Annotated in this window: 15 protein-coding genes and 1 tRNA gene; 8 read left to right on the top strand and 8 right to left on the bottom strand. The window is 63.9% G+C overall.

What is annotated here, in order from left to right; genetic code table 11:
* Positions 1 to 21 precede the first annotated feature (21 nt).
* From pxpB to pcp, 7 genes are all read left to right on the top strand, one after another.
* Positions 22 to 669 (top strand): 5-oxoprolinase subunit PxpB, encoded by a 648-nt coding sequence (pxpB, locus tag ACCD03_RS05275; RefSeq protein ID WP_112184128.1) that lies wholly within the window; start codon positions 22 to 24, stop codon positions 667 to 669.
* The gene (locus ACCD03_RS05270; protein WP_082076170.1) at positions 666 to 1,715 is read left to right on the top strand and encodes a biotin-dependent carboxyltransferase family protein; all 1,050 of its coding nucleotides are present in this window, start codon (positions 666 to 668) and stop codon (positions 1,713 to 1,715) included. The genes pxpB and ACCD03_RS05270 overlap by 4 nt, the downstream gene beginning before the upstream one ends.
* A gap of 19 nt (positions 1,716 to 1,734) precedes the next feature.
* Positions 1,735 to 2,478, top strand: coding sequence for a 5-oxoprolinase subunit PxpA (gene pxpA, locus ACCD03_RS05265; RefSeq protein ID WP_325651749.1), 744 nt, complete (start codon positions 1,735 to 1,737; stop codon positions 2,476 to 2,478).
* Between the two features lie 55 nt (positions 2,479 to 2,533).
* Entirely contained in the window at positions 2,534 to 3,259 is a 726-nt protein-coding gene (locus ACCD03_RS05260) for a DUF969 domain-containing protein (RefSeq protein ID WP_045206110.1), read from the top strand.
* Positions 3,260 to 3,262: 3 nt separating this feature from the next.
* Complete coding sequence (locus tag ACCD03_RS05255; protein WP_253537890.1) at positions 3,263 to 4,219, top strand: DUF979 domain-containing protein; 957 nt, start codon at positions 3,263 to 3,265, stop codon at positions 4,217 to 4,219.
* 138 nt (positions 4,220 to 4,357) lie between these two features.
* Positions 4,358 to 5,383: a TRAP transporter substrate-binding protein gene (locus ACCD03_RS05250; protein WP_413411018.1), complete on the top strand. Its 1,026-nt coding sequence runs from the start codon at positions 4,358 to 4,360 to the stop codon at positions 5,381 to 5,383.
* Between the two features lie 78 nt (positions 5,384 to 5,461).
* The gene (gene pcp / locus ACCD03_RS05245; RefSeq protein ID WP_413411017.1) at positions 5,462 to 6,109 is read left to right on the top strand and encodes a pyroglutamyl-peptidase I; all 648 of its coding nucleotides are present in this window, start codon (positions 5,462 to 5,464) and stop codon (positions 6,107 to 6,109) included.
* Between the two features lie 28 nt (positions 6,110 to 6,137).
* On the opposite strand, the gene ACCD03_RS05240 is transcribed toward pcp, so the two are convergent.
* The 4 genes from ACCD03_RS05240 to ACCD03_RS05225 all read right to left on the bottom strand — a co-directional run bounded on the left by ACCD03_RS05240 (position 6,138) and on the right by ACCD03_RS05225 (position 9,076).
* Complete coding sequence (locus ACCD03_RS05240; protein WP_413411016.1) at positions 6,138 to 6,863, bottom strand: ribonuclease E; 726 nt, start codon at positions 6,861 to 6,863, stop codon at positions 6,138 to 6,140.
* Positions 6,864 to 7,053: 190 nt separating this feature from the next.
* Positions 7,054 to 7,686, bottom strand: a complete 633-nt coding sequence (locus ACCD03_RS05235) for a DUF2968 domain-containing protein (protein WP_413411015.1) — start codon at positions 7,684 to 7,686, stop codon at positions 7,054 to 7,056.
* A 35-nt stretch (positions 7,687 to 7,721) separates the two neighbouring features.
* Positions 7,722 to 8,129, bottom strand: a complete 408-nt coding sequence (locus ACCD03_RS05230; protein WP_413411014.1) for a hypothetical protein — start codon at positions 8,127 to 8,129, stop codon at positions 7,722 to 7,724.
* 362 nt (positions 8,130 to 8,491) lie between these two features.
* Positions 8,492 to 9,076, bottom strand: coding sequence for a PAS domain S-box protein (locus ACCD03_RS05225; RefSeq protein ID WP_325651740.1), 585 nt, complete (start codon positions 9,074 to 9,076; stop codon positions 8,492 to 8,494).
* Between the two features lie 831 nt (positions 9,077 to 9,907).
* Here ACCD03_RS05225 and ACCD03_RS05220 point away from each other — a divergent pair.
* On the top strand, positions 9,908 to 10,222 hold the full coding sequence (locus ACCD03_RS05220; protein WP_253537879.1) for a hypothetical protein: 315 nt from the start codon (positions 9,908 to 9,910) through the stop codon (positions 10,220 to 10,222).
* Between the two features lie 124 nt (positions 10,223 to 10,346).
* Here ACCD03_RS05220 and ACCD03_RS05215 read toward each other — a convergent pair.
* From ACCD03_RS05215 to rph, 4 genes are all read right to left on the bottom strand, one after another.
* A tRNA-Ser gene (locus ACCD03_RS05215) sits at positions 10,347 to 10,436 on the bottom strand.
* Between the two features lie 74 nt (positions 10,437 to 10,510).
* Entirely contained in the window at positions 10,511 to 11,779 is a 1,269-nt protein-coding gene (hemW, locus tag ACCD03_RS05210) for a radical SAM family heme chaperone HemW (RefSeq protein WP_413411013.1), read from the bottom strand.
* Between the two features lie 7 nt (positions 11,780 to 11,786).
* Entirely contained in the window at positions 11,787 to 12,392 is a 606-nt protein-coding gene (gene rdgB, locus ACCD03_RS05205) for an RdgB/HAM1 family non-canonical purine NTP pyrophosphatase (protein WP_253537866.1), read from the bottom strand.
* An 11-nt stretch (positions 12,393 to 12,403) separates the two neighbouring features.
* Complete coding sequence (gene rph / locus ACCD03_RS05200) at positions 12,404 to 13,120, bottom strand: ribonuclease PH (protein ID WP_232040571.1); 717 nt, start codon at positions 13,118 to 13,120, stop codon at positions 12,404 to 12,406.
* Between the last annotated feature and the right edge of the window lie 36 nt (positions 13,121 to 13,156).

The raw sequence follows: 13,156 nt of genomic DNA, 5'->3' as shown, positions 1-13,156 counted from the left end.
GCACACGAGACGGGGGTTAAGTTGCAGTGCACGATTCACCGGCTGGGCGAACTGGCGCTGTTGTGCGAAGTGCCGCCACCGGCCACCCTGACTTGCCAGCAGCGGATCTGGGCCATGGCCTCGCGCGCGTCCAACTGGGCGGGCGTGGTCGACGTGGTTCCCGGCATGAACAACCTCACGCTCGTGTTTGGCCCGTTGGCCGATGCGCAGCGATTGACCACCCAACTGCGCGAAGCCTGGGAAGAAAGCCAGGCGCTGGTGGCCGACGGCAAACTCGTCGACATCGAGGTCGCGTATGGCGGTGACGAAGGTCCCGATCTGCGCGAAGTGGCCAAGCACACCGGCCTGAGCACGGCCGAAGTCGTGCGTCGCCACACCGCGCCCGAATACATCGTCTATTTCCTGGGGTTCCAGCCTGGCTTTGCCTACATGGGCGGGCTCGACAAGTCGCTTGCCACGCCACGCCGCGCCGAGCCACGCATGGCCGTGCCGGCCGGCTCGGTGGGCATCGGCGGTGAGCAGACCGGCATCTACCCGGCCGCGTCCCCCGGTGGCTGGCAATTGCTTGGCCGCACAGACGCGGCGCTCTTCATGCCGCAGCGCAATCCCCCCACGCTGCTCTCGCCTGGAGACCGCATCCGATTTGTTGCCTCGAAGGTGCGAGCATGACTTCGAAACCCCAACCCATGATCGAGATCGTGCGGGCCGGCGTGCTGGCCACCGTGCAAGACCTGGGCCGCACCGGCTATCGTCGCTTTGGCGTTTGCACGTCGGGCGCGCTCGATCCGCTGTCGCTGTATGTGGGCAACCGCCTGGTCGGTAACCGCAGTGATGCGGCGGGCATCGAGTTTACGCTGGGCAACGCCACGCTGCGCTTCCACGCCAATGGCCTGATCGCGCTGACGGGCGCGGATTGCCGCGCCACGCTTGACGGCGCACCGGTGCATGCATGGCGCGCCATCCCTGTGCAGCGCGGTCAGACGCTGACCTTGCGTGTTGCGCAGGGCGGTGTGCGTGCGTATCTCTGCGTGGCCGGCGGCATCGATGTGCCCGAGATGATGGGCTCGCGCAGCACCGATCTGAAAGCCGGCTTCGGGGGCCTCGAAGGGCGCCCGCTGAAGGACGGCGACAGGTTGCCGGTGTTGCCTGCAGACACGACGTACGCCCCCGACATCAGCGGCGATACCGTTGCCGTGAAGGCCGCCCGCTGGACGTTCGACCGTGCGCAGAAGGACACGCCCGTCATGCGTGTGCTGCCGGGTCCCGAATACGACGATTTCGTTGCCGATGCGCAAGCCGCGTTCTGGGAATCCGACTGGACGCTCACGCCCAACAGCAACCGCATGGGCTTTCGCCTGCAAGGGCCGGAACTCAAGCGCAAGAAGCAGCGCAGCGGCGATCTGCTGTCGCACGGCGTGGTGCCGGGCGTGATCCAGGTACCGCCGTCGGGCCAGCCCATTGTGCTGATGGCCGATGCGCAAACCACGGGCGGCTATCCGAAGATCGGTTCCGTCATCCTGGCCGACCAATGGCGCCTGGCGCAGATTCCACTCGGCACGCGCGTGCGCTTCGAGCGCGTGACGCTGGAGCAGGCCGAAGCCGCCCGCGCCGACGTGGCACGGTATCTGCAGCAAATTGAAACCGCGCTGGATTGGCAGCGCCAGGGCATTCTGTCGAGCGCGCACCGCACCGCCAAGACGCGACTGAACGCCTGATGCACCGGAAGACAACACCATGACTGCAATTGATCTGAACGCCGACCTTGGCGAAGGCTGCGATACCGACGAGGCGCTCCTCACGCTCGTGAGTTCCGCCAACATCGCCTGCGGCTGGCATGCCGGCGACGTCAACACGATGCGCCAGACCGTCGGCTGGGCGCTGCGCCAGGGCGTGTCGATCGGCGCGCATCCGAGCTTTCCTGATCGCGAAAACTTCGGCCGCACCGAGATGCATCTGCCGCCCGATGAAATCTACGCGGGCGTGCTGTTCCAGATTGGCGGGCTGTCTGCCATCGTGCGCGCGCAGGGCGGCAAGCTGGCCCACGTGAAGGCGCATGGCGCGCTGTACAACCAGGCCTCGCGTGACCGGCCTCTGGCCGTCGCCATCGTGCGCGCGATCCGTGATTTCGATCCGTCGCTGGTGGTGTTTGGCCTGGCGGGCGGCGAACTGGTCAAGGCAGCGCGCGAACTTGGCCTGGAGGCCAAGGAGGAGGTGTTTGCCGATCGCGGGTACAACGCTGACGGCTCACTCGTCAAACGCGGCACGCCGGGTGCCCTGATTGACAGCGAAGATGCCGCGCTGGACCAGACGCTGACGATGGTGCGCGAGCAGCGCGTGAAGGCCATCGACGGCACGTGGGTTCCGATCCGCGCTGAAACGGTTTGTCTGCACGGCGACGGCGCGCATGCGCTGGCGTTCGCGCGACGCATTCGGGAACGGCTTGGCAGCGAGGGTATCGCTGTTCGCGCCGGCGCCTGAGCCACGGCCCCGTCCTTCCAGCGGGGCTTTTTATTAACTTGGGGGGAAGCACCACATGGGTACGGCAGTGAATCTATGGCCGCTGATCGGGGTGGCCGTCATCATCGCGGGGTTCATCCTGCGATTCAATCCGATGCTGGTGGTGGCTGTGGCCGCCATCGCTACCGGCTTTGCGGCATCGATGTCCATCGACCAAATCCTGACGGCGATCGGGACGGGCATCATCAAGACGCGGACGTTGCCGCTGATCATCCTGCTGCCGCTCGCGGTGGTGGGTTTGCTTGAGCGTCACGGCTTGCGTGAGCACGCGCAGAACTGGATCTCGCGCATTCAATCGGCCACGGTGGGCCGTCTGCTGATCGTCTACCTCGCCGTGCGCGAGCTGACGGCGGCAGCGGGCTTGACGAGCCTCGGCGGGCATCCGCAGATGGTGCGTCCGCTGCTGGCCCCAATGGCCGAAGGTGCCGCCGAAAACCGCTTCGGCAAGCTGCCGGCGCCGGTGCGCGAACGCCTGCTGGCCTTCTGCGCCGCCACCGACAACGTCGGGCTGTTCTTCGGCGAAGACATTTTCGTGGCCTTTGGCGCCATCGCGCTGATGCACACGTTCCTGCTCGGCTCGGGCATCGACGTGGAACCGCTGCACATCGCGGTGTGGGGCATCCCGACTGCGGTCTGTGCGTTCCTGATCCACTCGGTGCGCCTCAAGCGCCTGGACGGCTGGCTTGCCCGTGAGATGGGTGCCGCCGCTAACACCAACGCGGCCGCGGCCAAGCAGGGGTAAGCCATGATTCTGTCGATCAACTATCTGTACTGGCTGGCCGGGATCATCCTGACGATCACTGCGCTGATGACCTTTGCCGACAAGAACCACCCGCGTCGCTGGACGACGGGCCTGTTCTGGGCGATCTTCGCCGTCATCTTTCTCGTTGGCGACAAGATCCCGCCGATCGCGGTGGGCGTCGGCGCCGTGTTGATGGCACTGCTGGCCGGCACGGGCGGCGTGACACTGGGCAAGCATGGCGAACTGCCGGCAGAAGAGCGCCGTGCATCCGCCAAACGCTTGGGCAACCGCCTGTTCATTCCGGCGCTGACCATTCCGCTGGTCACCGTCATCGGCAGCGTGTTCCTGAAGGACATCAAGATCGGTGGCGATTTGCTGCTGGATCCGAAGAACCAGACCTTTGTCTCGCTGGGCCTGGGCTGCATCATCTCGCTCGCGCTGGCGTGCTGGTTGACACGCGACACGCCGGTGCAAGCCATGCGTGAATCGCGTCGGCTGACGGAGTCGCTCGGCTGGGCGCTGGTGCTGCCGCAGATGCTGGCCATGCTGGGTCTCGTCTTTGCCGATGCCGGCGTGGGCAAGGCTGTCGCGCACCTGACCACCGCCTACATCAACATGGACTATCGCCTCGTTGCGGTCGTTGTCTATTGCGTGGGCATGGCGCTGTTCACCGTCATCATGGGCAACGGCTTTGCTGCCTTCCCGGTTATGACGGGCGGCGTGGGGGTGCCGATCCTGGTGGGCGTGTTCCATGGCAACCCGGCGGTGATGGCGGCCGTAGGCATGTTCTCGGGCTACTGCGGCACGTTGATGACCCCGATGGCGGCCAACTTCAATATCGTGCCGGCTGCGCTGCTGGAGTTGTCCGATAAGAACGCTGTGATCAAAGCGCAAGTCCCGACCGCGCTGCTGTTGCTTACAGCCAATATCCTGCTCTTGTACTTCCTGATGCTTCACTAATCGTGTTTAATGCGTCGCGTGCGGTGTGCGTCACGCGGCGGGTCTTCGCCCGCCGACGCCACCAAGCGCGATCGCTGCCCGCGAGACAAGGGCATGCGGTCGTAGACCTCGCATCGTGCTCTTTCTCCGGGGGGATTCATGAGCAGCCAGATGACGAGCGGCCGTTCCATGTCGGGACGCCGCTTTCTTTGTGTTCTTGCAGTTAGCGCCCTGTCGCTGATTTCCGCCGCGCAAGCCCGCGCGGAAACGCTCCGAGTGGCCACGCCGTATCCGGCCCTCAATTTCCATACGCAAAACTTGCAGGCCTTCGCCAGCGCCGTCAGCAGCGCCACCAACGGCGGGCTCAAGCTTGACGTCTATCCGAACGGCACGCTGCTCAAGCCGGCCGCCATCTTTGATGGCGTCAAGGACGGCAAGGCTGAGGCGGGCGAGGTGATGCTTTCGACGCTGGCCCAGCGCGATCCGCTCTTCGGCGTGGATTCGATTCCCTTCGTGGTGTCGGGCTACAACGATGCGCGCCTGCTGTGGGATGCCTCGCGCAGCCACATCGAAGCGCTGATGAAGGCCAACGGATTGCGCCTGCTGTACGCCGTGCCCTGGCCGCCGCAGAACCTGTATTCCGAAACACCGATCACCCGTTTGTCCGACCTGAAGGGACATCGTTTGCGCACCTATAACGCGGCGCAAAAACGCATTGCCGAGCTGTACGGTGCGCAGGCCGTGCAGGTGGAGGCCGCCGACTTGACCGCCGCGATTGCAGGCGGCCGGATCGACACCATGGTCACCTCGCCGTCCACCGGTCTGGAGACGAAGGCTGGCCAGCGCATGACCTATTACTACAAGGTCAATGCGTGGATCCCGAAGAACGCCGTGTTCGTCAACGAGGCGCGCTTCGCCAAGCTCCCGCCTGCGATGCAGCAGGCCGTGCTCAAGCTCGCCAAGGATTACGAAACGCGGGGTTGGGACGCCAGCCGCCAGACCTATGAGCGCGATGAGGCCGAGCTCGCCAAGACTGGCGTGCGCGTGCTCAATCCGGACGTGACGCTGCAGGGCGACATGCGCCGCCTGGGCGAGCGTCTGACGCGCGAATGGCTGCACACCGCGGGCACGGAAGAAGTCGACATCCTGTTGAACTTCGAGAACAAGCGCAGCAAGGCAAACTGACGCCGCAACGCGCTTGGGCATGATGTTCGACGGACGTTTATCATCGTTTTAGTCTTACGCAGCACGCAGGAGAACGTCATGCCTACCGTCCTCGTCACCGGTTTCGATCCGTTCGAGAACGAACCCCTCAATCCGTCGTGGGAAGCCGTGCGCACCCTCGATGGCCAAGGAATTGCCGGCGCCGAGATCGTCGCACGCCAGTTGCCGACCATCTTTGGTGAGTCCAACAAAGTGCTCGGCAAGTTGCTGCAGACGCTGCAGCCGGAGGTGGTGATCGCGGTGGGGCAGGCAGGCGGCCGCGCCGAGATGGCCATCGAGCGCATCGCCATCAATGTCGACGACGCCCGCATTGCCGACAACGCCGGAAAGCAACCCATCGATATCGCTATCGCAAGCGACGGGCCGGCCGCGTATTTTTCAACGTTGCCGATCAAGGCGATCGTGCGCGAACTGCGTGCGGGCGGCGTTCCTGCGTCGGTGTCGCAGACGGCGGGCACCTTTGTCTGCAACCACGTCTTCTACGGGCTGATGCATGCCATCGTCCGCCACAAGCTGCCGACGCGCGGCGGCTTCATCCACATTCCGTATCTGCCGTCGCAGGCAGCCAAGCACCCGGGGCAACCGAGCATGGCGCACGACACCATCGTCACCGGCCTGCGCATTGCCATCGAGACAACGCTGCGCACGTTGCACGACGTACGCGAAACGGGCGGCCAGTTGCACTGAGCCAACGCGGCGGCGCAGCGCGCGCCGGTCAGTCCGTGAAGCGCGTATGCCGTTGCAGTTCGATGCGCACCGGCGTGCCTGGGGCCGCATAGCCTGAGGCGATTGGCGCCATGTCAATCGGTGCCGGTTCGAATTCGATGAACGCAGATTCATCGTCGTGCAGTGCGCCTGGTTGTTCCGACTCGTACGTCGGGGCTGGCTCGACGACCCGCACAAGCATGCGCGTCCGGATCGATTTCACCGGCAATTGCGTCACCACCGTCGATGCAGCAGCGATGACCGGCCTAGTGACTTCCGCGTCGTCCAACGCCATGTCGGGAGCCTGCGCGACCGCCGTTGCGGCTGCGATAACGGTTTCGGATTCCTCGGGTTCATGGGTTTGCGCTGACGCGACGGGCTCGGCCGGAAGGTTCTCAAGCAGAACGTTCGGTGTGGTCGGCTGGGCGACGGCGGCCACAATGGTCTGATTCGGCTCTGCGGCTGGCGGCCGATGCTGCCCGGTCTGCCAGCCAAGCAGCGCAGCGGCCAATGTGCAGGCCGTGCCAGTTGCGAGCGCGGTCATGCGTTGACGCCACTGGCCGCGGGTGGCTTTGCCCGCTTCACCGCACGTTTTGGCAGCAGGGTCGGCGGCCGCACTGACCTGTGTGGCGACGTCGGTCTGCGCATCGTCGAGCGGTGGCCCGAAAGGCGGCGGCATACGCACCAGGCCCGGTAGGCGCAGGTGTCCGTCGATGATGAAGTTGGGGGATTCCAAAATCCGTCTCCGCTGATGGCCGCAGCGGACGTCAAAGCAAAGCCGGCTGCGCAAGCAGGCGCCATGCTAAGCGTTGGATAAACGGTGGTCGATCAGATTGCTCTTAAGTCGATGCGGGCTGCATCGAAGGCGGGGAGGTCGCTGGCCTGCCGCTTCTGCGCCAGGCCAGGAATGTGAATGTTGCGGACCTTTACGGTGCCGGCGACCAGTGCGGATCGTTGAGTTGCTTTTCCAGCAGGCGGATCTGTTGCTGCAGCGATTCGACCTGGGTCTGATACGCGCGGCGCTCGATGTCCAGGGCTTTGGTCTCTTGGCGCATGGTCTGCTGCTCGGTCAGCATCTTCTGGCGCTGCACCTGCATGATGCGCACTTCCTGGCTGAGCGATGCGGCACGCTGCTGAGCTGCCTGGGCTTCGCGCTCCAGTTGCGCCTTCTGGCCCGCCGTGACGGCGCGGCGCAGATCATCGTCGGCCCACGTGCGGGTCTGGCTGGCTAGCGTGTCATATGCGCCTTCGGCCGGAGCGACCGACGCAAACTTATACACACGCCACAGTTCTTTGCGATACGACAGGGCAACGTAGGCCGTGGTGTCTTCGTTGACGAGCAGCAGGCTGGTGCCATAGTCGCCGTTGTAGGTCGTGCGCAGTTCGGTCAGGCGTTTCTGCGCCAGCAACTGCTGTAGTTCAGCAACGGTGCCGCCCGACGCTGCCGTGGACACTGCCGGCGCTTGTGGCGCGCTGGCTTGTGCGTGGACGAAGCCGGCGCCTGCAACCGAGGCTGCGGCAACGAACAAGAGGGCGGTTCGGCGGAGTACGAGGGACATCGCAAAGTTCAGAAATCGGAGGCGACGCGACTATATCAGCTTTGCGCTCCAGGCCCCGCAGCAAGCGGTCCGATTTGACGTTCCGCAGCTTTTGAATCATGGCGGCGTCGCGCCTCAGCCACGATGCACTGCCATTCGTTGCGGGAAACGCGCTCGCGGAACATCTCGATCAGAAAGTCGCCGACGTCCTGATGCCGCTTCGACGTGCCAAGCGCGGCTTTCAAGCGGCGCAATTCTCTCTGCAAACGCGTGACACGGGCCCGCGCGTTGGTTTGTTGCGATGAGCCGATGGGGAATGTTCTTACGGATGCTTCGGCCGCTGCCAACGCTCGCACGAGGTCGGCGCGTTGCTGCTGAAGCGATTCAATCTCGCGCTCGGGCTTGCGACTGGCTTGTGGGGAAGGGGATTGCGATTGCTCGGGACGAGCGAGGGCGTGACGCATGTCGATGCCTCCTACGACGGGCTGAAATACCCGCTCCCCGACGCCAATCGGGGTGGCCGGGCACAAGGCAGAGTTGGCGTACCGGCGTCGTAGGCAACCGGCGAGCGCGAGCGCTCCCCCACCAAGGCCCGACCTAAGGAGGCACATGATGTACGGGCGCAAAAAAACCGCCAGCCGGCGGTTGCCCGCCTACAACATTCCCGGACGCCAATCCGAGGTCACGTTGTGTGCGTGACGGGCGGCAGTATAGCGCAGGGGTTGCGCGCTCTTTGTGCCAAGTCGTGAAGCTGAGAAGCCCCGATGCCGATCGGGCGGCGCGTAAATGCTCCCTCGCCAAGGCACGGCGAAGGAGAGGGCGGGTGTCAGCGGTTCTGCATCTCTTTGAGCCACAGGCTCATCAGCCCAGCGCGGCCGCGCACGCCGAACTTGCGATAGACGTTCGTGATGTAGGAATGCGTGGTTGAAACGGCAAGGCCAAGCTGTTCCGCAATCTGCTTTTCTGCGGCCTCGGTCAACAACAGCTGCAATACCCTGGATTCATGAGGCGCCAGACGCGCTTGCAGTTGCACCAGGTGGCTCTGCTCCGCCAGGGGCCGCGTTGCGGTGACGTCACGCGCCACGCCGATGCGCAGTCGGTGCTCGACGCTCCACTGCGCCGACCACGACAACTGGACATCGGTGCCAAGCTGGTGGCGATAGCGATTCTCGAACCCGGTGCACTTTGCACCTGCCTGGACGCGACCGGCCTCCCTTCGGGTTCTGTCGCGGTCGTCCGGCGCTACGAGTTCAAGCATGCTTTGCCCGACCAGCTCGGCTGGCCGATAACCAAGGAGGTCTTGCCAGGCCGCGTTGGCGTGACGGATCCGCCCACGCTCGTCGACCAGAAAGACGCCATCCGGAAGACTATTGGCCAAAGCGATCGCGCTCACATCATTGAGGACTTCCATGGTCTGCCGCGTTTGGTTGCAATACAAAAGAACTGATGGCCAGGCGCCGATGTGCATGACCAAGCTGGGTTGCAATCCCAGACAGAGACAAACGGTTGCACAAGGCTGTGATCATTGACAGCGCTGCCAGCGTTTGCCGCGTCCCGGAATATGCTGATCCGTGCCCGCTGCACCAAAAAGCAGCAGGCACGAGCGGCGTCTGCTGGCAGGTTCATGCCCTCTAATTAGCAGGCTGCCAGTCAGAATAGCGTCTGCTATCGTTGCCCACAATATACGGCGTCAGCATCATGCCTAATAAAAATGTTCAGCACCCGTGCGGTTCCATGGGACCGACGCGGGGCGGGTAACGGGGAAAACAGCAAGTCGTCTGGCCGTCACAGGCCAAGCCCGACTCGTTGACACGGGGTAAGCGGATTCTCCCGGGTCTCTTCGAGTCGGCGATCCGGCGACATTGCTTCGGCGTTGATGCGCAAGCCCTCACCAATAAGCTAATTGGTGAGAGAAAAATAAAAAGAGTTGTACCTTTTTTGAAGAATGGGGAAGAGTCTTCATGCGCTCGACCAACCCCAAGCCCGGGGGGGCTTGGGGCGGCGCTTGCTTTCTTGGCTTCGGTTAACGGCGCGCAGCAGCCGCGGTCAGGTTATTCCATTTAAAAAAAGAATAATCAGTAAGCCCGTTTTTATTTAGCGCCCGAATATTATGGATTTGATTTGCAAGGTGAGGCTGTATCAAGATCGTGGACGCTATTTTGCGGTGTTGGTCGCACCGGACACGATGTGCTCCAGCACAGGCCGAAACGCAGCTGAAGCTCTAACAAATCTAGGCCGGTCTATGGCCGAGAATCCTCTCCCTCAACCGGTCGATTCAATAGAGCCGAAGGAGCGCAAGAGAGGAAGTCAGGTAGCAGGGCCCTCGCCCCATCCTCGCGAATTTCCCCGCGCCATACCCACCGTAAAACGCCTGCTCAACGAGCGTTTCGGCAAGGCCACCTTGCGCGAACTCTCAGAAAAGCTGGGCTTAGAAGACGTCACGCCGCAATTGCTGTCTTCTTCCATCGCGGGCAATGGGGCGAAGCGCGTTCGTCTGGCCATTGCCAAGGCGCTTGGAGAAGATCCCGATGCGCTTTGGCCAATGGCGCGGCACTAACACGGCACGCGCTATTGAAGACCCGCAACTGGCACAAGTGGAAATGCCTGCAGAACGGCGTTGTCAATCGACGCGGCGAGGGAGTGCGGGAGAAATCGGGATTGCCTTGTAGCAAGGCAGGGACTGGCGGAAGCGGTGAGATTCGAACTCACGGATGGGTCACCCCATCGGCAGTTTTCAAGACTGCTGCCTTAAACCACTCGGCCACGCTTCCTTCGTGATGCGCTGCTCGTTGCGAGCAAGGGCGCCATTGTAACGGCACTTGTCGCAACTTGGCACCGGTTACCGTTAGTTTTCGTCGTCAGCCAAGAACAATTCCTGCAAATCGTTGAGGAATCGCTGGCCCAGCTCGGTCGGGCGGATGGCGACATGGTCGCGCGTGAGCAGGCCGCGCTGCTCGGCGGTATCGAGTTCACGCTCGATCGAGCGCAGCGGCAGGCCCGTGCGCTCCTGGAACAGCGTGACCGGGAAACCGTCGGTCAGGCGCAGCGCGTTCAGCATGAACTCGAACGGCAGGTCGGCGGCGTCGACTTCGCGCTGCTCCTGCATCACCGCCGCGCCGCCGGCCGTCTCGGCCTGACGCAGATACGTGTCCGGATGCTTGTGCCGCATCTCGCGGATGACCCGGTGCGGAAAGCTCAGCTTGCCGTGCGCGCCTGGCCCGATGCCGAGGTAATCGCCGAATTGCCAGTAATTCAGGTTGTGCTTGCAGCGCTTGCCCGCCTTGGCATACGCCGATACCTCGTAGTGCTCGTAGCCCGCCGCAGCCAGCCGCGCGTGAATCCAGTCCTGCATCGCAAATGCGGTGTCGTCATCCGGCAGCGCGGGCGGGTATTTGGCGAAGTACGTGTTCGGCTCCAGCGTCAGGTGGTACAGCGACACATGACTCGTATCGAACGACAACGCGGCCTCCACATCGGCCTCGCATTCGGCCGGTGTCTGGCCCGGCAGGGCGAACATCAGGTCGAGGTTGATGTTGTCGAAATGCGCGCGGGCGATGTCGATTGCGGCGCGCGCTTCAGCGGCACTGTGAATGCGGCCAAGCGCCTGCAGGTGCGCGTCGTTGAAGCTTTGGATGCCAATCGACAGGCGGTTCACGCCGCTGGCGCGGTAGCTGCGGAAGCGTTCTGCCTCAAACGTGCCCGGGTTGGCTTCCATCGTGATCTCGGCATCGGCGTCGACCGGCAGCAGCATGCGGATGTCCGACAGCAGGCGGTCCAGGCCTTGCGCCGATAACAAACTGGGCGTGCCGCCCCCGATGAAGATTGTATGCACATGCCGGCCCCACACCATCGGCAGCGCAGCTTCCAAATCTTGCCGCACGGCAGCGAGAAAGCGCTCTTCCGGGATGCCCTGGTCCGGCTCCGCATGCGAGTTGAAATCGCAGTACGGGCACTTGCGTACGCACCACGGCACGTGCACGTACAAGGACAGCGGCGGCGAGGCGGGCAGGCTGATCTTGCCCGGCTGCAGGAAGACGGAGGTGACCTTGTCACCGGTCTCAGCGGCGGTTGCGGAAGGCGTCTTGGCTGAGCCGGCGGGGTGAATCGGGATCATCGGAACTTCAGGCGTTTTCAAAGGTGCGCAGCCGTTCAACGAGCTGCGCGAGGGCTTGTGCACGATGGCTCACGCTGTTCTTCTCGGCCTTGGTCAGTTCGGCGGCGGTCTTGCCGAGGTCGGGCAGCAGGAAGTGTGGGTCGTAGCCGAAGCCGCCGTCGCCGCGCGGGGTGTCGATCACCTCGCCAAACCAGTTGCCTTCGGCAATGATCGGCTGCGGGTCATCTGCATGGCGCACGTAGACGAGTACGCAAACATAGTGTGCGCCGCGATCGGCCTTACCGGCCAGTTCGCGGACGAGGCGGGCGTTGTTGGCGGCATCCGATTTCGGCCCACCCACCAATTGCGCATAGCGCGCGGAATACACGCCCGGCGCGCCGCCCAGCGCATGCACGCAGATGCCGGAGTCGTCTGCCAGCGCAGGCAGGCCGGACGCGCGGCTAGCGTGGCGCGCCTTTGTGAGCGCGTTTTCAACGAACGTCGCGTAAGGCTCTTCCGCCTCGGGAATGCCGAGCGCGCCTTGCGGCGTCACGTCGAACCCGAGGGTGCCCAGCAGCGCGTTGAACTCGGCCAGCTTGCCGGCGTTGTTCGATGCGAGGACGATCTTGCGCATGGCAGTGTCGTTCACAGGCCCAGCGCCTGCTTTTGCAGGCCGATCAGCGTGCGGATGCCTTGATCTGCCAGGTTCAGCAGTGCATCCATTTCAGCGCGCGAGAACGGCGTGCCTTCAGCAGTGCCTTGCACTTCCACAAAGCCGCCGCTGCCCGTCATGACAACGTTCATGTCGGTATCGCAGGCGGAATCTTCGGGGTAGTCGAGGTCGAGCACCGGTACGCCATCGACCACGCCCACCGATACGGCGGCCACGAAGTCGCGGACCGGGTTGCCCACCAGCTGGCCCTTTTCGCGCATGACCGAGACAGCGTCATAGGCAGCGACGAACGCGCCGGTAATGCTGGCCGTGCGCGTGCCGCCGTCGGCCTGCAGCACGTCGCAGTCGAGATGCAGCGTGTGTTCGCCCAGCGCGCGCAGATCGAACACCGAGCGCATTGCGCGGCCGATCAAGCGCTGGATCTCCTGCGTGCGGCCGGTCTGCTTGCCGCGTGCGGCCTCGCGGTCGGAGCGCGTGTGCGTCGAGCGCGGCAGCATGCCGTATTCGGCTGTCACCCAGCCCTCGCCGCTGCCTTTTTTGTGAGGCGGTACCTTGGGCAGCACGCTGGCTGTGCAGAGCACTTGCGTGTCGCCAAAGCACACCAGCACCGAGCCTTCGGCGTGGCGCGTGAAGTTGCGGGTGAGGGTGACGTGACGGAGTTGGTCGGGCTGGCGGCCGCTGGGTCGCATGTGGGGTCTCGCTGAGGAAAACGGTTAGCCCGACAT

The organism is Ralstonia sp. Ralssp135 (assembly GCF_047304345.1).
GTDB classification, from domain to species: domain Bacteria; phylum Pseudomonadota; class Gammaproteobacteria; order Burkholderiales; family Burkholderiaceae; genus Ralstonia; species Ralstonia chuxiongensis.
The sequence above is the reverse complement of the archived record's forward strand: the minus strand, read 5'-3'. Positions and strand labels throughout refer to the sequence as shown.

Bases quoted from the DNA above. Each gene is read 5' to 3' on its own strand.
- ACCD03_RS05225 (WP_325651740.1), bottom strand. From the start codon at position 9,076: ATGGAAGTCCTCAATGATGTGAGCGCGATCGCTTTGGCCAATAGTCTT.
- ACCD03_RS05260 (WP_045206110.1), top strand. From the start codon at position 2,534: ATGGGTACGGCAGTGAATCTATGGCCGCTGATCGGGGTGGCCGTCATC.
- rph (WP_232040571.1), bottom strand. From the start codon at position 13,120: ATGCGACCCAGCGGCCGCCAGCCCGACCAACTCCGTCACGTCACCCTC.
- ACCD03_RS05235 (WP_413411015.1), bottom strand. From the start codon at position 7,686: ATGTCCCTCGTACTCCGCCGAACCGCCCTCTTGTTCGTTGCCGCAGCC.
- ACCD03_RS05255 (WP_253537890.1), top strand. From the start codon at position 3,263: ATGATTCTGTCGATCAACTATCTGTACTGGCTGGCCGGGATCATCCTG.
- pxpA (WP_325651749.1), top strand. From the start codon at position 1,735: ATGACTGCAATTGATCTGAACGCCGACCTTGGCGAAGGCTGCGATACC.
- hemW (WP_413411013.1), bottom strand. From the start codon at position 11,779: ATGATCCCGATTCACCCCGCCGGCTCAGCCAAGACGCCTTCCGCAACC.
- rdgB (WP_253537866.1), bottom strand. From the start codon at position 12,392: ATGCGCAAGATCGTCCTCGCATCGAACAACGCCGGCAAGCTGGCCGAG.
- pcp (WP_413411017.1), top strand. From the start codon at position 5,462: ATGCCTACCGTCCTCGTCACCGGTTTCGATCCGTTCGAGAACGAACCC.
- ACCD03_RS05250 (WP_413411018.1), top strand. From the start codon at position 4,358: ATGAGCAGCCAGATGACGAGCGGCCGTTCCATGTCGGGACGCCGCTTT.
- ACCD03_RS05270 (WP_082076170.1), top strand. From the start codon at position 666: ATGACTTCGAAACCCCAACCCATGATCGAGATCGTGCGGGCCGGCGTG.
- ACCD03_RS05220 (WP_253537879.1), top strand. From the start codon at position 9,908: ATGGCCGAGAATCCTCTCCCTCAACCGGTCGATTCAATAGAGCCGAAG.
- ACCD03_RS05230 (WP_413411014.1), bottom strand. From the start codon at position 8,129: ATGCGTCACGCCCTCGCTCGTCCCGAGCAATCGCAATCCCCTTCCCCA.